Annotated in this window: 18 protein-coding genes and 1 pseudogene; 11 read left to right on the forward strand and 8 right to left on the reverse strand. The window is 45.5% G+C overall.

The window, feature by feature from the left end:
• Positions 1-180 precede the first annotated feature (180 nt).
• A complete protein-coding gene (locus tag G511_RS0106435; protein WP_028468916.1) occupies positions 181-876 on the reverse strand; it encodes a DUF3306 domain-containing protein in 696 nt (231 codons plus the stop codon).
• On the reverse strand, positions 866-1,315 hold the full coding sequence (locus G511_RS0106440) for a DUF3305 domain-containing protein (RefSeq protein ID WP_028468917.1): 450 nt from the start codon (positions 1,313-1,315) through the stop codon (positions 866-868). Before G511_RS0106440 ends, G511_RS0106435 begins: the two co-directional genes overlap by 11 nt.
• A gap of 356 nt (positions 1,316-1,671) precedes the next feature.
• Between G511_RS0106440 and G511_RS21985 the strand changes: the two genes are divergently transcribed.
• Together G511_RS21985 and G511_RS0106450 are read left to right on the forward strand one after the other, a co-directional pair.
• The gene (locus tag G511_RS21985) at positions 1,672-2,541 is read left to right on the forward strand and encodes a formate dehydrogenase accessory sulfurtransferase FdhD (RefSeq protein ID WP_036551463.1); all 870 of its coding nucleotides are present in this window, start codon (positions 1,672-1,674) and stop codon (positions 2,539-2,541) included.
• Positions 2,538-3,446, forward strand: a complete 909-nt coding sequence (locus tag G511_RS0106450) for a helix-turn-helix transcriptional regulator (protein ID WP_028468918.1) — start codon at positions 2,538-2,540, stop codon at positions 3,444-3,446. Before G511_RS21985 ends, G511_RS0106450 begins: the two co-directional genes overlap by 4 nt.
• Before the next feature lie 46 nt (positions 3,447-3,492).
• Here the strand turns inward: G511_RS0106450 and G511_RS0106455 are convergent, their stop codons facing one another.
• Together G511_RS0106455 and G511_RS0106460 are read right to left on the reverse strand one after the other, a co-directional pair.
• Positions 3,493-5,724, reverse strand: a complete 2,232-nt coding sequence (locus G511_RS0106455; RefSeq protein ID WP_028468919.1) for a sensor histidine kinase — start codon at positions 5,722-5,724, stop codon at positions 3,493-3,495.
• Positions 5,721-7,118, reverse strand: a complete 1,398-nt coding sequence (locus tag G511_RS0106460; RefSeq protein WP_028468920.1) for a sigma-54-dependent transcriptional regulator — start codon at positions 7,116-7,118, stop codon at positions 5,721-5,723. Before G511_RS0106460 ends, G511_RS0106455 begins: the two co-directional genes overlap by 4 nt.
• Before the next feature lie 304 nt (positions 7,119-7,422).
• Between G511_RS0106460 and G511_RS0106470 the strand changes: the two genes are divergently transcribed.
• The 9 genes from G511_RS0106470 to G511_RS0106510 all read left to right on the forward strand — a co-directional run bounded on the left by G511_RS0106470 (position 7,423) and on the right by G511_RS0106510 (position 15,475).
• The gene (locus G511_RS0106470) at positions 7,423-8,250 is read left to right on the forward strand and encodes an ABC transporter substrate-binding protein (protein WP_028468921.1); all 828 of its coding nucleotides are present in this window, start codon (positions 7,423-7,425) and stop codon (positions 8,248-8,250) included.
• A gap of 43 nt (positions 8,251-8,293) precedes the next feature.
• Positions 8,294-8,995 (forward strand): ABC transporter permease, encoded by a 702-nt coding sequence (locus G511_RS0106475; RefSeq protein WP_211224873.1) that lies wholly within the window; start codon positions 8,294-8,296, stop codon positions 8,993-8,995.
• A gap of 54 nt (positions 8,996-9,049) precedes the next feature.
• On the forward strand, positions 9,050-9,727 hold the full coding sequence (locus G511_RS0106480) for an energy-coupling factor ABC transporter ATP-binding protein (RefSeq protein WP_028468923.1): 678 nt from the start codon (positions 9,050-9,052) through the stop codon (positions 9,725-9,727).
• Positions 9,720-10,856 (forward strand): molybdenum cofactor guanylyltransferase MobA, encoded by a 1,137-nt coding sequence (mobA, locus tag G511_RS24885; protein ID WP_156905161.1) that lies wholly within the window; start codon positions 9,720-9,722, stop codon positions 10,854-10,856. Before G511_RS0106480 ends, mobA begins: the two co-directional genes overlap by 8 nt.
• Positions 10,853-12,112 (forward strand): bifunctional molybdopterin-guanine dinucleotide biosynthesis adaptor protein MobB/molybdopterin molybdotransferase MoeA, encoded by a 1,260-nt coding sequence (locus G511_RS0106490; RefSeq protein ID WP_028468924.1) that lies wholly within the window; start codon positions 10,853-10,855, stop codon positions 12,110-12,112. The genes mobA and G511_RS0106490 overlap by 4 nt, the downstream gene beginning before the upstream one ends.
• A 15-nt stretch (positions 12,113-12,127) precedes the next feature.
• Positions 12,128-13,123, forward strand: a complete 996-nt coding sequence (gene moaA, locus G511_RS0106495; RefSeq protein WP_028468925.1) for a GTP 3',8-cyclase MoaA — start codon at positions 12,128-12,130, stop codon at positions 13,121-13,123.
• A gap of 185 nt (positions 13,124-13,308) precedes the next feature.
• Positions 13,309-13,989: a DUF1826 domain-containing protein gene (locus tag G511_RS0106500; RefSeq protein WP_028468926.1), complete on the forward strand. Its 681-nt coding sequence runs from the start codon at positions 13,309-13,311 to the stop codon at positions 13,987-13,989.
• A gap of 627 nt (positions 13,990-14,616) precedes the next feature.
• A complete protein-coding gene (locus G511_RS0106505) occupies positions 14,617-15,012 on the forward strand; it encodes a hypothetical protein (protein ID WP_028468927.1) in 396 nt (131 codons plus the stop codon).
• An 82-nt stretch (positions 15,013-15,094) separates the two neighbouring features.
• Positions 15,095-15,475, forward strand: coding sequence for a hypothetical protein (locus G511_RS0106510; RefSeq protein ID WP_211224874.1), 381 nt, complete (start codon positions 15,095-15,097; stop codon positions 15,473-15,475).
• A gap of 324 nt (positions 15,476-15,799) precedes the next feature.
• On the opposite strand, the pseudogene G511_RS24925 reads toward G511_RS0106510, so the two are convergent.
• The 4 genes and pseudogenes from G511_RS24925 to G511_RS0106520 all read right to left on the reverse strand — a co-directional run.
• Positions 15,800-15,886 (reverse strand): annotated as a pseudogene (locus G511_RS24925) (VOC family protein); the annotation flags it as partial.
• Between the two features lie 51 nt (positions 15,887-15,937).
• Positions 15,938-16,798: a 4-hydroxyphenylpyruvate dioxygenase gene (gene hppD, locus G511_RS21995; protein WP_342664786.1), complete on the reverse strand. Its 861-nt coding sequence runs from the start codon at positions 16,796-16,798 to the stop codon at positions 15,938-15,940.
• A complete protein-coding gene (locus tag G511_RS24890) occupies positions 16,761-17,018 on the reverse strand; it encodes a VOC family protein (protein ID WP_342664785.1) in 258 nt (85 codons plus the stop codon). The genes hppD and G511_RS24890 overlap by 38 nt, the downstream gene beginning before the upstream one ends.
• Before the next feature lie 174 nt (positions 17,019-17,192).
• Positions 17,193-18,497: an amino acid aminotransferase gene (locus G511_RS0106520; RefSeq protein ID WP_051221630.1), complete on the reverse strand. Its 1,305-nt coding sequence runs from the start codon at positions 18,495-18,497 to the stop codon at positions 17,193-17,195.
• Positions 18,498-18,638 lie beyond the last annotated feature (141 nt).

Raw genomic sequence — 18,638 nt, forward strand, 5'->3', positions numbered from 1 at the left:
GCCAACCTGTACTCACCCGAACAGATTGAAATCACTGATATAAATAAAGCAAAAGCGACACCAGAAAAATCTGAAAAAAGCGCCTTAAAATGGGTGTAGACCAGGGCGCTATGTTACGAATTGCTTCACTGTGGGACATATTGTCTGCCTGCCCTGTGGCGTGTGTGTCAATTCGGCGCGTTAGCCTTCCAAGTCTGCGTCGCCAAGATCATCTTCTATCTCTGCAAGTGTCTCTATCTCCTTATCAGTCAATGAGTTGCTGACAGGTGTGGTCGTTTCTTGTGTTTGTTTCTCATTCTCTTGTGATGAGAGATGTTCGTTTTGTTTTGGTATTAGCGTTTCTTGCTCTTCTGATGTGAGCTCTGTTGTAAGTTCATCTTGTTTTTCATGCATCCAACTACGCATTTTGGCGGCAACTTCTTGTGCTAATGCCGGCATCTTGCTGAAGTCTTCGTCATAATCATTGAGGCCGTCACGAATATTGAATTGCGGTAAGTTAAACAGCCTGCGTAGTGCTAAATTGCGTAACTCATCACTAACACCCGAGGAGAAAAACTGGCTGAAATCAGACTCTTCACTCAGGCTTTCTAAAGGGGGCATGTCTTCATCAGAGAGTGGTGGAATGTCGGCTAACTCAAGGTTCTCCTCTGTGCTGCTTTCACTTGTGTTGCTTTTATCTGCATCGCTTTCATGCGGCAGGGGAGTTGTTTCAATTGATGAGTCGCCAGAGGCACTCTCGACAAGAGTGCGCTCTTGTAGCTTGCTCTGTGATGCAAGGAGTGTGTCGTCCAGCTGATTAGGTTTGGTTTCTAGCGCTTGCGCTGCTCGTTCTGACTTGAGGCGAGACCAGCGAGAGATAAAAGTCTTATCGTTCACTACTGCGCCCCTTGCCTCTTTTTTTCTTTTTCTTGCCTTCGTCTATAAGCTCGCCATGTATTCCTAGGTAGCTATCTACCCAGCATTGAACGGCGGCTGGCATAGGTGTTTCTAATATCTGATGCTCACCGTCCATAAATGAAGCGGCGTCATCTTGGCTGGCAGTCATGTGCACGGGAGTTAATGTGCCGTCTGTTTCATCTTCATCACAGAGCACAAAAAGGTGAGGTGATGCTGAGTTCAGGTTAAAGCGATATGCCGTACGCTCATCTTTATAGAGTTCTAAATCTATATTGATGTAGCTTTCTCGCTCATCTGATCTGGGTATTAATTCCTTAATACTCCAGCGCTCTGTTTCCCAACCGCGAGTCAGCACAGGTTCATGCTGTAGGGCTATTTGCATGGGCCAACGATCAATGCTTTTGCTGGCGGACATCATCCGGCTCCTGTTGTAAATGTATTTAAAGCCTTAGCAAGGGATGGGCCAGCACTGTTTGTTCAGTGTTAATAGTCTGTTGGGACGCGGCGCATAGGGAGGTTAGCTTGGTCAGCGAAAAGCAGATAAAGGGGGCGAGTAGGTTTGAATCTGAACCTGAGTGGTAAAAAAGGGACAGATATAAAAGTGTGTGGGACATTTTGGCCCATGGGGCGAGTAATCCTTTAGTCAGCAATGTCTGTATTTGTCTGTATTTACTGGTGTTTCGTGGAAAGGGGCTGGGTATTGCTCGTAAGCCGCTTGGCAGGAACAGAAATTGCAAAGTTAGTCATAACGGATAAAAACTAACGGGTATGCTAATGAGCAGTCAAAATACACAGTTGGTATTGAGTAAGGCCGCAACGAATTTAACAGAGTCGGTTCAGGCATTAGATGAAAAGGGTGAGCTTCGTGTTGTCGAGATAGCGTGTGAGCGCCCTTTAACGATATATCTCAACAAGCGTGAAATCGTCACTCTGATGACGCTGGGCAGTGACCCTGAAGCACTGGTGCTAGGTTATTTGCGTAATCAAGGGTTTATTCTTACCTTGGATGAGGTGCGAGCTGTTCAGGTAGATTGGGATGTTGAAGTGGCGGTTGTCGTTACTAATGGCGAGCCACCGGGGCTGGAGGAAAAACTACAGCAACGCACAGTAACAACCGGTTGTGGGCAGGGGACTATGTTCGGCAGCCTAATGGATAAAATTGCTGAAGTATCGCTGCCCAAAGCTGACATTAAACAGAGTACCGTTTACGCACTCCTTAATAATCTTAATCTGCACAATGAAACCTATAAAAATGCAGGTGCAGTGCATGGTTGTGCTATTTGTGAGGGTGAGGAGGTCGTTGCCTTTGTGGAAGATGTGGGGCGTCACAACGCGGTTGATACGCTAGCGGGGCGAATGTGGCTCGACGGCATTAATGAAAAGAATAAAATTTTCTATACCACAGGGCGCTTAACCTCTGAGATGGTGATTAAAGTGGCGCAGATGGGTATTCCTATATTGCTGTCGCGTTCAGGTGTTACTCAAATGGGGTTAGCCTTAGCGAAGGAACTTGGCATTATTATGTTAGCGCGGGCCAAGGGTAAGCACTTCTTAGTATTTAGCGGTGAAGATTCACTGCTGCTAGATGCTATGTCTGCACCTAAAATTGACGTCAAAATAAAAGCAACGGAAGCTGTATCGTGAGCGAGTTACCCCCTACCTTTTTAAATGTTCGTCAATTGACTGAATATCTGCATCTTAATGAGAAAAAAATCTATGTGATGGCAGCTGAAGGGAAGATCCCTGCAACAAAGCTGACCGGAAAATGGCTGTTTCCTAAGGTGCTGGTGGATCGCTGGTTATTGGATAGCTGTCATGGTGGTTTGATGACAGATCGCCTGATTTTAGGGGGGAGTGATGATCCGTTGCTACAAGCGGCGGCCATTCGTCTTACACAGCAGCTCAGGGCGCAAGCGCTGTTTAGTTATACCGTAACGGGTACAACAATGGGGCTTGAGTTGTTGGCGCAAGGGCATGCCGACGCCTGTGTGATTCATTGGGGCAGAGCGGAAGAAAGTGAAGTACGCCACCCTGCGTTAATCCAGCAATACAGTGCCTCTAAGAATTGGATACTCGTTCATCTTTTTTGCCGCAGCCAAGGACTCATTGTACGTGCGCAAGATCAATCACGTTTTGAAGATCCAACAACAGCGCTAGATCATAATACGCGCTGGGCGGTACGACAAAAAGGAGCAGGATCTCAGCGTTTTTTAAAGGAATGGTTGATGACCCACTCATATCCCTTTGAGCGGCTAACGATCACTAATACCGCGTATTCAGAGCGTGAGATGGTGTCTATGATTGCTCGGGGAGAAGCCGATATTGGCCCAGGTACACTCAGTGCTGCTAAGGAATTTGGTTTAGGGTTTATTCCTGTGTGTGAAGAGAGCTTTGATCTTGTGGTGCCACGCAGTGTGTATTTTAGGAAGTTGTTACAGCAGTTGTTCGAATTTTTGCAGGGCTCTGAGGGCGTTATGTTAGCGCATCGTTTGCAAGGATATGACCTTAGCCGCAGTGGGCGGTTAGTCTGGAACTCTGAGGGTGAATAACTAAAATAAGGCAGCACCAAAATAACTAGTTAGTGCTGCGTGTTTCTTAGGTTTGTTCATCTGCGAGTGAGCGGCGATTGGTACGCTCTGCTGCAGTCAATCCGTCAAGTATCCCTTCCAGTTTGCTGTCTGTAGAGATATTGGCGCGGTGTAATAGGTACACAGAAAATACAGTGCCTTCACCAACGACTGAGGATACTTTGATATCACCGCCATGGCGGCGCACAATACCGTAACTGACAGATAGGCCAAGACCGGTACCGCTCTTTTTTGTGGTGAAGAAGGGATCAAAAATATGCTGTAGGTTCTGCTCGCTAATCCCTAGTCCTTTATCTATAACGCGAATAATGACGCCTTTAACATTGCCTTGTGTACTCTCATTATCAGCACCTTTTTTGTCGATGCTGTCTTTCTCTGCATCATCACTCTCGATCCAATCAGAAGTGTATAACTGGACGCTGCCAGGCTCAGTTAGTGAGTGTGACGCGTTAAGAATTAGGTTAACTAAGACTTGCTGGATTTGCTGGTAATTGATCTGTACAGAGCAGCTAGCATTGTAACTTTTCTTTATACTGACCTGTTGCTTTTCCAGAGCATGAGAGACTAGGAGTAGAGTGTCATCAATGACTTGGTTTATCTGGTGGCTTTGGTAACTATCTACGTAGTGATCTGGGCGGCTGTACTGCAACAGGTTGTTGATCAGTGAGCGGATACGATACACCTGACGAATGACCATATCGACTTCTTCTTGAGCAGGCTCTACTGCATCTCCTAGCTCTGCTACCAGTAAATCCATATTGCCGAGTATCACCGCCGCTGGGTTATTTATTTCATGAGCAATACCGGCGGTTAGCTCGCCTAATACTGCCAGTTTTTCATTATCTAATAATTTCTTTCGCGTGGTTTTTAGTAAGCGTATATGTTGTTTAAGTGCGTCTGTTCGGTTGCGTAGTGAGCTGGTACGTTTTTCGACGGTAATCTCTAGCTGATCGTGAGCTTGCAGTATTTCCTGCTCACGGCTTTCAAGTAAATCTAACATGGCATCAAATTGATGGGCTAGGTCAACTAATTCATCGGAGGTGTCCAACTTGCCAATTCTCGGGTGTATGGATCCATCATCACGTACCGCTGTCACCACAGAGTGGATGCGAGCCAGAGGGCTGATGAGTACACGAGTACGTTGCAGTATTACAAACCCGGATATCAGCATAATGAGCCCAATCAGGCTGCCTGATTCAAACAGCGTCTTATAATAAATCCTGCTGAACGGTGCTTCTGTAAAACCGGTATAGATCATACCTATGCGCTGGCCGGTTAAATCTATGAGAGGTTGATAAGCAGAGATATACCAGTCATTAACGACAAAGGCGCGGTTAATCCAGGTTAAGCCGCGTGTCATGACGTAGTTGTGCACCTCGGCAGATACGCGTGTGCCAATAGCGCGCTCTTGCAGAGACATCTGTCTTTTATTGCTTGAGTTGTCATCATGAGCAGCGTTCGGGCTGTCAGAAAAATTTTGGTTTTGTGGCACATTGGTACTTATGCGAACATCATCAAGAAAGAGTGTAACCGTACCAATACCGCCTGCTGGAAGAGTGCCGGGGCCATAAACTAGATCACGAATGGTATCGACTGCACGTGTGGTGTTGTTAAGAATACTGCCAGAATCGAGTATGCCGATCAGCTCACCAAATTCATCTTTAACGGGTAGTAATGTCCTAATAACCATCGCTTTATCTTCAATCAAGCGGTTAGTAGGGATGGCTCTGGGTGTTTCCGTTAAGGATATTTGGGCTTGTTTCTCAAGACCAAGGCTGATGAGGTCGAGCATTTTTTTATCAAGTACTGTGAGTCCTTTTAACGGCTCTCCGCGATATAGGCGGGGCAGTAGCGGCGCTAGTGCGGGGTCTTTGATATCAGCAATTAGATCGGTAGAGAGAAAGCGCAAAAAATCCAGTTGACGCCCTTGGCGTGTTTCGAGCATTTGTACTTGAATAGCGCGTTGGTTATCAAGCTGAAGATTAGTGCGAAACTCGTAGCTACCTGCTAGCTGGGTGAGCACATTGAGCTGCTCTTGTTGCATTATGTCCAGCGTACCCTTGGCTACTGAAAGATCAGCTCTGACTTTCATATAGAGCTGCTGATCGGTATAGCTGCTGGCCCAGTAGGCGGCCATAATGACAAAGCCAATGGCAGTTAATATGAGAGGCGCCAAGGTCAGTAATAATAGCTTGTTGCGTAGCGAGCTATTAATTTTTTGCCACAAGGCCCAGATCATAGAGCGCTCTCGTACTCGGTTGTCGTTTGCTCTTCACTTGCCCAGCTCGTTAGTTTACGGTCTAGTGTTTTTCTTGAAACACCCAGTGCACGAGCGGCAGAGGATTTATTGCCGCTATGTTGCTCAAGGGTAAGTAGGATATGCTGCTTTTCGACAGCGTCCATTGTCCACCCTGCAAAGTTGCCTGTTGTTTTCGAGTCATTTGCGTTTTGCTCACGGAAGTACTCGGCCGGCAATTTTCCTAATAAAATACAACGTTCAATGAGGTTTTTGAGCTCGCGAATATTTCCCGGCCAATGATAATGCTGCATTTCCTTGAGGTCGTCGTGGCTAAAAGGAATGGCTGCAAGCCCTAATTCAAGCGATAACGTATTTGAAAAATGATGGATGAGTTCAGGTATATCTTCGCGGCGATCTCTTAGTGGAGGCAAGGTAATGCTAAGTACGTTGAGACGATAATACAGATCTTCACGAAAGCGTCCTGAGGATACTTCATCTTTTAGCTGTCGGTTAGTTGCTGCAATAATACGCACATCAATACTGATCTCTTGCTCGCTACCGACAGGGCGCACTGCCTTTTCTTCTAAGGCGCGCAGTAGCTTTGCTTGCATTAGTAAGGGCATTTCACCCACTTCATCAAGAAATAGTGTGCCACCATTGGCAAAGCTAAATAGTCCATCGCGTGCTTTGAGGGCGCCAGTAAAAGAGCCTTTGGTGTGGCCGAAGAGCTCTGCTTCCAATAACTCAGGAGAGATGGCCCCGCAATTAATGGGTACAAATGCACCGCTGCGGTTACTAAATTGATGCAGCATTCTGGCAGCGAGTTCTTTGCCTGTACCAGATTCACCCTCAATCATGACGGCAGAAGGTGTTGGAGCTACACGATGAATAACTTCCTGTACTTGGCGTATAGAGGGGCTGTTGCCCATCATATTGGTAATTGGGAAAGCTTTTTCAACATCGCGTTGCAGAACAAAATTCGCCCGAGTCATAGCGCGGCGCTCTAGGCAGCGCTCAACGGCATTCATCATCTGTTCTAATCGGAAGGGTTTGAGGATGAAGTCGCTGGCACCTGCACGAAGTGCTTTGATGACTGTTTCAAGATCAGCGAAGGCCGTCATAAAAATAATATCGCTACTACGCTTGGTTTGTTCCATTGCTTCGCTCCACTCCATCCCAGAGCGTCCCGGTAATTTTATATCGACAATCAGCAAATCAAAGTGACAGCGTTTACGTAACTCTTCGGCTTCTTCAATGCTGCCGGCGGTTTCAACTAAAGCAAATTTCTTTTTGAGCGCTTTATTAAGAAAGCTGCACATCCCAGGCTCGTCATCGACTACCAATACAGAAACAGCAATAGGGGATGGGCTAATTTTATCTGAATCCGATTTCATTTAAGTCTCTCTGCATGACCTTTATGGGTAGCGCCGCGATCAAAAGCATATTGGAGAGGGACAAATTGACCCTCTCTATTTTTCGGTTGGTCATTATGACCCATATTAATCGCTTTTGCAGTTAAGACTATTGTCTCGATTTAGTATTAATCAAATAAAATCACCGCTTATTACCTATCGAAACCTCGTAATAGCGGGGTTTTAAATGGCTTTTGGGCATTGGCTTTGTGTCGTATTGGGTTGGCATTTAAATTGCTCTAAAGCTAACTAGCCAGATAAAAAATTTATTAAAGAGTAAGCAATAATGAAAAAATGGATCTCATGTTTGTTCTCAATAGTGCTGTTGTTGAGTGTCTCGTTAGGGGCTAGTGCTACAGAAAATATCATTCGCCTAGCAACCACTACCAGTACGTATAACTCAGGCTTGCTAGATAAATTATTACCTGTGTTTGAGCAAAAATTCGGTGTTAAGGTTCATGTGATTGCTGTTGGAACGGGCAAAGCGTTACGCATGGGTAGGGACGGTGATGTGGATCTTGTAATGACTCATGCCCCGGCTGCTGAAAAAGCTTTTATCGATCAGGGGCACGGTATTGAAGCAAAAAGCGTGATGTATAACGATTTTGTTGTGGTTGGACCAGCTAGTGATCCGGCAAAAATCAAAGGCAGCATGGATGTAGAGCAGGCATTGCGCGCTATCGCTGCGAGTAAATCACAGTTTATCTCTCGTGGTGATGATTCAGGTACGCATAAGAAAGAGTTAGCTCTTTGGAAAGCGGCAGATGCAGCCCCTACCTTTGATGGTTATAAGCAGATAGGCCAAGGCATGGGGAAAGTGTTACAGGTTTCTGATGAGCTGCAAGGTTACACCATGACCGATCGTGGGACATGGTTAGCTTACCAGGCGCGTTTGAATCTTGAACTGATGGTTGCAGGGGATAAGCGTTTGTTTAACCCGTACCAGGTGATGTTAGTGAATCCTGAGCGTTACAAAGGGCTTAATACTGAGGGAGCACGCTCGTTAGCGCAGTGGTTAGTGTCTGCACAAGGGCAGAAAATGGTTAATGATTTTCGTATTAATGGAGAAGTGCTGTTTCATGGCTCTGCTCAACAAATCGTGACGGCTCAGTAATGATGAATGCAATGTCGCTTGTGATAGTGAGCAGTGATTACTGATGGAGATGAGTTTACTCGACACCTGTATTGATGCCATCAGGCTGCTATTTAGCGGTAATACTGAGCTATGGAGCATCATATGGGTGTCTTTTTGCGTTTCAATGACCGCTATTTTGATATCTGCAGTACCGGCTATTTTTGTGGGTTTTTTGTTGGCAATGGTTGATTTTCCTGGGCGCTGGATGGTCATCGCATTATTCAATGCATTGATGGCTATTCCTACTGTGGTAGTGGGGTTGACGCTTTATTTGTTGCTGTCTCGTAGCGGCCCTTTTGGCGAGTTACATCTGTTATTTAGCCAACCGGCAATGGTGATAGGGCAGGTTTTGCTTTGTTTTCCTGTGTTGGTTTGTATGAGTCATGCTGCGTTTCAGGGAATTGACCGGCGTGCCTGGGAAACAGCACGCACACTGGGTGCTCATTGCGGGCGGGCAGCGTTAACCATTGCCTGTGAAGCGCGGTTTTCTCTATTGGGGGCGATGTTGGCTGGCTTTAGCCGCATCATATCTGAAGTGGGTTGCTCAATGATGGTTGGCGGAAATATCTTGGGTTATACCCGCAATATACCAACCGCTATTGCATTAGAAACCAGTAAAGGAGAGTTCTCGCAAGGCGTTGCTCTCGGGTTAGTTCTCTTAATGTTGGCGCTTGTTTTGAACTTCACGTTGGCTTCGGTGCGCGGTAAAGGGCAATTGATCTAAAAGAATAAATGAGCTGTTTTGTGTTCTTGGAAATGATTTTATGAGGAAAGTAGCGTGGGACTTGAATTAAAAATAGATAACCTTGTGAAGCGCTTTGGAACTCGTGAGATATTTCGCATCGAGCAACTTCATGTTCAAGAAGGCCAGAGCCTGCACTTAAAAGGTGAAAATGGTGTCGGTAAAACGACCTTAATGAAAATTATGGCAGGGCTTGAAAAGCCTTGTAGTGGTAATGTTTCAGTCACGCCAAATCATCGCCGCTGGTGGTCTGATCGCCTTCATCCAGACGTTATTTATCTGCATCAAACGCCTTATGTTTTCATGAGTAACGTCGTTGATAACGTTGCTTATGGTTTAAAGCTGCGTAAGGGGAATCGGCATGATGTTAAAAACAAGGTGCAGCAAGCGTTAGCATGGGCGCGCTTAGAGCACCTGGCAGAACAACCGGCATATTCGTTATCCGGTGGTGAAAGGCAACGCCTTGCTCTGGCACGAGCTTGGATTTTGGCTCCGCGTTTGCTGTTTCTTGATGAGCCAACAGCCAATTTAGACCGTCGCTCGGTGAGTACTGTTGCCGAGTTAGTAGGGCAGTTGTTAGAGCAGGGGACGACTATCATGGTGTCTAGCCATCAAAGCAATACAGTGACTGAGCTGTGTAACCGACATCTTCAGTTAGAGGATGGCGCTTTGCATGAAGTAGAGTCACTAACGCAGGTGAAACGTTATGCATAGTGAGCAGATTACTGCCGTTGTATTGGCGGGGGGCATGGCCAGGCGGATGGGTGGTGTTGATAAAGGCTGGGCTGACCTCAATGGCAAGCCGCTCATTCGTCATGTGTTGGATAGGGTATTACCACAAGTATCGCGTTGCTTGATTAATGCAAACCGCAGCTTAGATGCCTATGGCACTTTGGGTTTGCCAGTCGTGACTGACCTTGAAGGCGGTTTCGAAGGACCCTTAATGGGCATTGCTACTGGTTTGCATCATGCCACAACGGATTGGGTGTTATTTATCCCCTGTGATGGACCCTTTCTGCCGCAAGAGTTAGTCACACGTATGCTCGCTAAGGCAGAGCAAAGTGATGTAGAAATCGCAGTGGCGCATGATGGTAAGCGTCTGCAGCCGGTGGTGGCTTTAATTAAGCGTGAGCTGTTAGAAAGCGTGCGCGCGATATTGGCAACCGGTGAGAGAAAGATTGATCGTTGGTACGTACAACAGCGCATGGTTGAAGTGGATTTCTCTGATTACCCTGATGCTTTTGTTAATGTGAACCGCAAAGATGATATCGCACAGTTGCAGCAGGTGCCTAAACTACTTGGACTGGCTGCTTGGAGTGGCACAGGCAAAACGACACTGCTTAAGCAGTTGCTACCTGAACTAAAAGCACGAGGTGTTCGGGTGGGTGTGATCAAACATGCTCATCATCAGTTTGACGTGGACCACCCCGGAAAAGACAGTTATGAAATACGCCATGCCGGTGCTGATCAGATGCTGATCTGTTCTTCAAAGCGATGGGCTTTAATGTCTGAAGAGCCGCAAAGTGCTACGCCATCACTCTCTAGTATGCTTAATAAGTTGGAGCACTCCGCATTAGACTTGGTGATGGTCGAAGGCTTTAAAAAAGAGGTATTCCCTAAAATTGAGCTGTACCGGCGAGAAGTTAATAAACCTCAATTACATGGCGAGGATGAAAACATTATTGCAGTGGCGAGTGATGAAGCTATTCAGCTTGTACGTGACCTACCCTTATTGGATTTGAATAATATAGGGAGCATTGTCGCTTTTATTTTGTCATACCTAAATGAAAAGGGTATTAAGGGTGGCTCTTTTCACAACGCGGCTGTTGGAGACAAATTATGAGTCGTACTGGCAACTGCTTTGACCCAGCAGCAAATCCCGGTGGAATGTTCACGGTTACAGAGAGTATTGCGCGTATTTTAGCGCAAATAGCGAAGCCTACTCAGGTTGAAATGGTAGCGCTTTCCCAAGCGCACAACAGAGTGTTGGCACAAGATGAAGTGTCCTCTTTTAATGTGCCTCAACATACTAACTCTGCCATGGATGGTTACGCTATTTGCGCTGAGCATCTTTCCAGTCAGGAGTCATACACGCTAACGGTTGTTGGGCAAGTGTTTGCGGGTGGTGCTTTTAATGGCACTTTAGCGCCTGATGAAGCGGTTGAGATAATGACAGGCGCAGCATTACCCGCAGGTGCCGACTCTATTGTTATTCGAGAAGCGGTTGAACGAGATGTCAACCAGATAGCATTTTCTGATGCGGTGAAAATTGGCCAGCATGTACGCCAAAAAGGTGAAGACATAAAGGCAGGTTCAGTGGCATTATCGGCGGGTTGCCTGATTCGCCCGCAAGAGCAAGGTTTGTTAGCATCACTGGGTAAGCAGCAAGTTGGTGTTTTTAAGCAGCTCAGTGTAGCTATATTCTCAACAGGTGATGAAGTTGTCGCTCAAGGGCAGCCATTACCAGAAAATTGCATCTATGATACCAATCGCTTTACGCTGACCGGATTATTGCAGCGTATGGGGTGCCATGTTGTTGATTTAGGTATTATTGAAGATTCGCAAGCCTCTATGGAGCGGGTGCTGAGTAGTGCTGCCACACAAGCGGATATGGTTATCTCTTCGGGCGGTGTTTCTATGGGGAAGGCCGACTATATAAAGCAGGCACTCGAGGCTGTGGGTGATATCGCTTTTTGGCGAGTAGCTATGCGACCTGGTAGGCCGTTAGCGTTTGGGGCGGTAGGTGATACACCGTTCTTTGGTTTACCGGGTAACCCGGTAGCTGTAATGGTAACTTTTCTGCAATTTGTGCAGCCCACGTTACGAAAAATGATGGGGCAATTGGATTGGCAGCCACATAAAATGTCGGCGATTGCACAAGAAACAATTAAGTCCCGTGAGGGGCGAATTGATTATAGCCGTGGCGTATACCGTATAAATGATCAAGGTGAACTGGTGGTGCGCACGACGGGCGCACAAGGCTCCGGAATTTTAACCTCTATGATACAAGCCAACTGCTTGATAGAGATCAAAGAGCAATATAGCGAAGTTGAGGCAGGTGATCGTGTATTGATCCAGCCTTTTAGTGACTTACTGTAAAGATGAAGGTGAAACATGGCGAGTGAACGGCTGATAGACAAATTTGGACGAGAGATCACTTATCTTCGAATGTCAGTAACGGATCGCTGTGATTTTCGCTGTGTGTATTGCATGAGTGAGAAAATGACCTTCTTGCCGCGTGAGCAAGTGTTGTCACTGGAAGAGATACACATGATTGCAAAAGCATTTACTGAGCTGGGTATTAGTAAAATCCGCTTTACCGGTGGCGAGCCACTGGTACGCAGGGATGTTATAAAGCTGTTTAAAGGAGTGGGTGCGTTACCGGGTTTGAAGGACTTTTGTTTAACCACTAATGGATCGCAGTTGCCCCGTTATGCGCAACAACTTAAAGATGCAGGGCTAACACGCATTAATATCAGCTTGGACAGTTTGCAAGAGACACGCTTTAAAGCACTGACACGTATCGGTGATTTACATCAGGTGATTGCGGGTATTGATGCCGCCTGCCGCGTTGGCTTTAAGGGGATTAAGCTTAATGCGGTGGTACTACAAGGCCGCAACGATGATGAAGTCGTCGAGCTCGTTAAATTTGCCAGAGAGAAGCAGGTAGATCTTAGCTTTATAGAAGAGATGCCTCTAGGTGTGATTGCAGAGCATGACCGAGCTGAAACCTATTTTAGCAGTGAGCAGGTAAAGGAGCTCATTACCGAGCAATTCCCTCTGCTACCTACGACCGAGAACAGTGGTGGCCCTGCTAAATACTGGCGCATGGGCGATAGTGAGAGCCGTATTGGATTTATATCTCCTCATAGCAATAACTTTTGTGGTGACTGTAATCGTGTACGCGTAACGGCTGAAGGCTTACTGCTCTTGTGTTTGGGTAATGAACACTCCGTTGACCTAAAAGCAATTCTGCGCCGCTACCCGGGAGATACCGAACGCTTAAAGCAGGCGATTCGCACAGCTATCGAGCATAAGCCCGAAGAGCACCGCTTTACGTCTGATGGTGATGTGCAGATAGTCCGTTTTATGAATATGACGGGGGGATAATTGTCTGCTTGATGCCTCGTATAGATAACACGAGGCATCAAGAATTGCCTTCTACCTCAAGTGCATTAACAATATTTTCCTTCTGGCATGGCCGAATCCATCACTTTTATTTTCATTACTTAATCCTTAAATTGTTATGTTATAGTGTAACAATTAAATTTTTATTTTATGGGATAGGTGATTGTGTGGGTGCTGCGGAGCTAGTAGAAAGTAATGTTTATGTAAAAAGTTACCAGAGTGAAGATAACCATATAACAGGGGACTCTCCTGAGGTGCTAACAACTATCTATGAAGAGCAGGTAAATTTGGTGATATTGCAACGCTCGTTGCCCGGTGAAGTCACCAGTTACTGTCAAAAACTAGTAGATAACAATCCAAACTTTAATCTACGCTCAGTTCTCAGTCATAAGACGCCAACACAGTCGCTTACATCTTTACTACCAGATTTGGCGGGACAGTCCGCATTTATAGAAGACCTAGCTTTGTTATTGGATATGTATAGCTGCTTGTTCGATCTTGGTGAAGTTGGCCTAAGGTTACAAGTGTTAGACCGTGCGATGTGCCCACGTTTTCATACCGATAAACTGGGCTGTCGTTTGGTTTCAACTTATTATGGGCAAGGAACGGAATGGCTCGGCAATTGCAGTGTGGATCGCAGTAAACTCGGTGCAGGTAACATGGGGTTAAGCGATGATGAATCGGGTTTATACCCCCACGCTGCTAGTATTCAACAAGCCAGTGAGGGTGACGTTGTGCTGTTAAAAGGCGATGGTTGGTTCGGCAATGACGGGTTTGGTGCGGTCCATCGATCTCCAGCCTTAACATTGGGTGAGAAGCGCGTTGTTGTAACGATGGATTTTGCCTGAGTAGAGACAGATCTGTGTAAACCTATCCGCAGTAGTTACACACGTATTATGGGGGACTGACTTTTTAGGGGGGTTAAATAGGCCTTAATGTTGAGACCTTAGCGGTACATCAATCTGATTACTATGCTGTCAGTTATAGATAACTTGAAGTGTTATCAGTGAACTTTGGTAGGCGATGCTTTATGTCTCCAGTGTGCCAAAAGCAGAATTTAAGGTACTGCTAATATAATATCGCATCAGCTAACCCGCAGCTCAAGAAGGGGACGAATAATAGGCTGATCCTGCTGCCTAATAGGCTCGATTTTATGAGCGTTTAGATACAGTATTTGTGAATGATATTGCTGTCAGCCCCTTGTTCAGTGGACCCCCTTCCCCTTAATAAGGATGAAAGTAGCGTTAACATATTGATCTTTAAAGAAAATCGTTTATGCTCACAAACAACGGAATGAATAACAACAAGAGCATGGAGGCTTCGTTTGTCTATCAACGCCACTTCCATAAGCTCTTCAGGTTATTGATTTATAAGATTATGTGCCGCGATCTTTGATTTTTTCACCCTTGTTAATGGGGCCAAAGAGTTATAAGGCCCCGGTCTATATAATTAGCTGTTAGTGGGCAGGAAGACTCATGAATCAAGCTATTCATTTCAAGACATCCATGTTTGATGTTTCAAAAGAGAAAGAGAATCCTATAAATCCTATATATGGGTTGTCGCTTTTGGAATGGTTAAGAAAAGAACTGCGAAGCGAACTTGTGATCTCCGAACCCGACGCGGAAGATTGGGGCTGGTACAGCGAATTGGAATATGAGGGCAACAATTATCTCATTGGATCTTGTACTTTCTTCGAGCAAGGCGACGATCCAGCTGCTGAGCTAGAGTGGGTGTTCCAAGTCGACAAATATCGTAGCTTTAAAGAAAAGCTCTTTGGTAAAAATAAAATGAGCACTTCTGATGAGTGTTTTGTTTATTTTAAAGAGTTATTTGAAAAACACCCAAATATCACAGAGGTTGAAATTGGGTAAGCCACTAACAAGCAAAGGCAGCATCGCCCTGCGGGCTGGACGCGCTAACGCGCGCCGTTGCTTTGGGCGTTAGCTGTCAACAATGACAAAGATTATATTTATTGCTGCATTAATAATTTCATCTATCGCACAAGGAGAAACAAAAGTGCAATGGCCAGATTTATCAATAATTAAATATGTTGCTGACAGGCCTGCAACAGAAACAGATATAAATGAGGGTGCTGCCGTCTTCTTACTACAATCAGAAGGTGTCAATATTGGCGTTCCAATGAATATCCAAATACCACAATATGCAATTCACACTGACGGCGAAACAAATACAAAATCAAATGTCGTGGTAATCCAGGCCGAGCAAACCGATGATCAACAAGTCATAGGCGCCTTAATTGTTGGCACAAATGAGTTCATGGCAGGCTTATCGCACGAATTTGAGCTTTTAGGTCAAACAAATCCGGAGTTCTAAATGCAGCTAACAAGCACAAGCACGTTTGCCCCTTCGGGGCCGGACCTCCACTCCAGCGCTTCGCGCTTCCATTTCGGCCCGTGTTGTGGGGAACACCATGCCTGCTTTGGATCGCTTTGCGACTTAAATGGCTTTGAGTCGAACCAGATTAGCGTTTTGGCAAGCTTGCGCCAATTGCCGATCTCTATAGCTATTTTAAACGCCCGGTATTAATCAGTCATTATCCAATGCCTATTTAAAATATCTGTGTGCGATACTTGGATCAAACTACATCACTCTTAGTAAAACGCTATGTGCGATCCGTATGTAAAGTGCGCGCGTAGCTTAAGTAGACTGTCCCGTAATTCGCATACCGAGAACGTTTTGATAATACTCAACAGTCTCTTTAGCATCTTTGCAGCGATAAGCTACATGATGAAAACCATTTAGTTGGAGTGGGGGGCTCTGACGCCCCCCTTTTTCTCATTTTTTCCCAGTATTCAATACACCACGATTAATTTGGTCACGTTCAATAGATTCGAATAATGCTTTAAAGTTACCTTCACCAAAACCGTCATCGCCTTTGCGCTGAATAAATTCAAAGAATACTGGACCCAACTGGGTTTCAGAGAATATTTGAAGCAGTAATCGAGGGCCACCTTCAGTGGTGCCATCCATTAATATGCCACGTGTTTGAAGTTCTTCAACAGGCTCTCCATGGTTAGGTAAGCGACCTTCAAGCAATTCATAATATGTTGCTGGTGGCGCTGTCATGAAAGGCATGCCCATTTTTTTTAAGCGATCCCAACATGTAACTAAGTCATCGCAACTAAAAGCAATATGTTGAATACCTTCACCATTAAATGCTCTTAAGAACTCTTCAATTTGCCCTTTACCGCCTTCGCCTTCTTCGTTAAGCGGAATGCGAATCTTACCATCTGGTGCCGTTAGTGCTTTGGAGGTTAGCCCGGTGTATTCACCTTTGATATCAAAGAAGCGAATTTCTTGGAAATTAAACAACTTCTCATAGAAATCGGCCCAATATTTCATGCGACCGCCATACACGTTGTGAGTTAAGTGGTCGATTACTTTGAAGCCTGCTCCCACTGGATTGCGGCCTACGCCATCAATGTATTCAAAATCAATGTCATAAATAGATAATTCATCGCCATATCGGTCAATAAGGTAGATGATCGCGCTGCCAATACCTCTAATTGCTGGTAGACGCAGTTCCATAGGGCCCGTTTCGACTAGAACGGGTTCAGCGCCTTGTGCCAATAAGTGCTTATATGCTTTTACTGCATTTTTAAACGCGAAAGCCCATGCCACATGCGGACGGTCCATGTTCACGAGCAAAGTACCATGCTGCTGATTTTGGCTCGTAATTCGCGATTAAATTAATGCCGCCCTGACGCCATAGTTGCGCGTCTTTAGTGCGGTGATTGGCAATATGGGTAAAACCCATCGCTGTAAATACGGTTTCTAGTTGGCCCTTTTCAGGTGATGAAAATTCGATGAATTCAAAGCCATCTAAGCCTACTGGGTTTTCAAATAAATCTGCCATTGTTTACTCCCTTTGGTCATTCTTAAAATCAGATGAAGGTGCGTTTTATTAGAATTTGGTTTTAGGTATTACTTACCTCAATAGTACAAGGGTAAGTTTCATTGTGGCATTGAGTGATTTTAATCTTCGTTACTACACATCGTTCAAGCTTCTTTAATTCTCTGTATTTGTTCTTTATTGCTTGTTTAAGACATTAGCCATTGCTTGCATTGCTCTGGAAAAATTAAGCGTGTTAAAGCCAGATAAGTTTACTCGTCCGTTGTTAACGATATAGATGCCGTACTCTTCACGTAACTGTAGAATTTCCTCTGCCGACAACGGAAATAAGGCAAACATACCTCTGCCATCTATCAGAAAGCGCCAATCTTTATCGGGAACAGACTCGCTTAGTGTGTTGAATATATTGTGTCGAACGTCGCGTAATCGGGCGCTAATCGTTTCTAGTTCGGTTTCCCAGAGTTTTCGTAACTCATTATTATTGAGTATTTTTCTAACAAGACTTGCTCCATGCGCTGGTGGCGTAAAGTAGTGTTGGGTTGCTAGTTGCATCCATTGCTTTGACACCATTGAGCATCGCTCAGCATCAGCTGTGATAGCCATCACCATTCCTGTGCGGTCACGATACAGGCCAAAATTCTTAGAGCAGGTATAGCAGAGCAATAACTCGGGTAGTTCAGAAGCCATAATCTGCAGACCTTGGCGATCGGCCTCTAGGCTGTTTCCTAGTCCGTGGTAAGCCATATCAATGATGGGTAATAGTTCTTTTTGTGCGCAAAATTGAGCCAGCCTGTGCCATTCATCGTTGCTTAAATCGAGCCCTGTAGGGTTATGGCAGCTCGCTTGTAACAGAATGGCGTCGCCTGCTTTTGCTGAATTAAGGCTGTCCAGCAGCGCTTCGAAGCCCAATGGGCCTTTTGCAGGGTCGTAATAGCTGTATCTTTGCTGCGCTAGCCCTGCAGCATTGGCGATAGGAAGGTGTACTTGCCAGGTCGTATCGCTGAGCCATAGTGATCTATCGGCGTTATTTTCTGACAACAGCTCAAACGCTAAACGTAATGCGCCAACCCCTCCGGGAGTCTGCGCATAGGCTAGTCTGTCTGTTAATACTTCAACAAGATCTTCGCCTAGCGCTAAACTAGCAATAGCTTGACAGAAGGGAAGGTCACCAAGGGGGCCAATATAGGTCTTATCTTCTTCGGTATCGACACGCCATTGTTCTGCATGTTTAACGGCTGAAAAAACCGGTGATTGGTTGATGTGATCTCGATAGACGCCTATGCCTAGATCAATTTTATTACTGCGGCTGTCTTGTCGAAACTGCTGTAACAGCTCAAATATGGGGTCTTCTTTGATGTGCGTTGTGATTGAACCAAGTTGTAGTTTTTGTTGGGTTTTCGGCACTAAAGCGCGGCTGTTCATGGTTTGATTTACGATGTCTGGGCGATTGTCGAGAGCACCCTTTAGCGGTTTTAAATTCATATACATTATCTTTTAATTAGTTTGCTGGAGAGGCTTAGGCTTAATACAGCCCGCTGTGTCTGTTATCGCATTAGTGAATATGGCATTGGGATAGTAAGTAGAGGTGGTAAACGATCTGTAGTGACCGTTTACCGAGAGTTA

Source organism: Neptunomonas japonica DSM 18939 (assembly GCF_000422765.1).
GTDB classification, from domain to species: Bacteria; Pseudomonadota; Gammaproteobacteria; order Pseudomonadales; family Balneatricaceae; genus Neptunomonas; species Neptunomonas japonica.

Bases quoted from the DNA above. Each gene is read 5' to 3' on its own strand.
- G511_RS21985 (WP_036551463.1), top strand. From the start codon at position 1,672: ATGAGCAGTCAAAATACACAGTTGGTATTGAGTAAGGCCGCAACGAAT.
- G511_RS0106475 (WP_211224873.1), top strand. From the start codon at position 8,294: ATGGAGATGAGTTTACTCGACACCTGTATTGATGCCATCAGGCTGCTA.
- G511_RS0106490 (WP_028468924.1), top strand. From the start codon at position 10,853: ATGAGTCGTACTGGCAACTGCTTTGACCCAGCAGCAAATCCCGGTGGA.
- G511_RS0106510 (WP_211224874.1), top strand. From the start codon at position 15,095: ATGACAAAGATTATATTTATTGCTGCATTAATAATTTCATCTATCGCA.
- mobA (WP_156905161.1), top strand. From the start codon at position 9,720: ATGCATAGTGAGCAGATTACTGCCGTTGTATTGGCGGGGGGCATGGCC.
- G511_RS0106520 (WP_051221630.1), bottom strand. From the start codon at position 18,497: ATGAATTTAAAACCGCTAAAGGGTGCTCTCGACAATCGCCCAGACATC.
- G511_RS0106460 (WP_028468920.1), bottom strand. From the start codon at position 7,118: ATGAAATCGGATTCAGATAAAATTAGCCCATCCCCTATTGCTGTTTCT.
- G511_RS0106470 (WP_028468921.1), top strand. From the start codon at position 7,423: ATGAAAAAATGGATCTCATGTTTGTTCTCAATAGTGCTGTTGTTGAGT.
- G511_RS0106440 (WP_028468917.1), bottom strand. From the start codon at position 1,315: ATGATGTCCGCCAGCAAAAGCATTGATCGTTGGCCCATGCAAATAGCC.
- moaA (WP_028468925.1), top strand. From the start codon at position 12,128: ATGGCGAGTGAACGGCTGATAGACAAATTTGGACGAGAGATCACTTAT.
- G511_RS0106455 (WP_028468919.1), bottom strand. From the start codon at position 5,724: ATGATCTGGGCCTTGTGGCAAAAAATTAATAGCTCGCTACGCAACAAG.
- G511_RS0106505 (WP_028468927.1), top strand. From the start codon at position 14,617: ATGAATCAAGCTATTCATTTCAAGACATCCATGTTTGATGTTTCAAAA.
- G511_RS24890 (WP_342664785.1), bottom strand. From the start codon at position 17,018: ATGGCAGATTTATTTGAAAACCCAGTAGGCTTAGATGGCTTTGAATTC.
- hppD (WP_342664786.1), bottom strand. From the start codon at position 16,798: ATGGACCGTCCGCATGTGGCATGGGCTTTCGCGTTTAAAAATGCAGTA.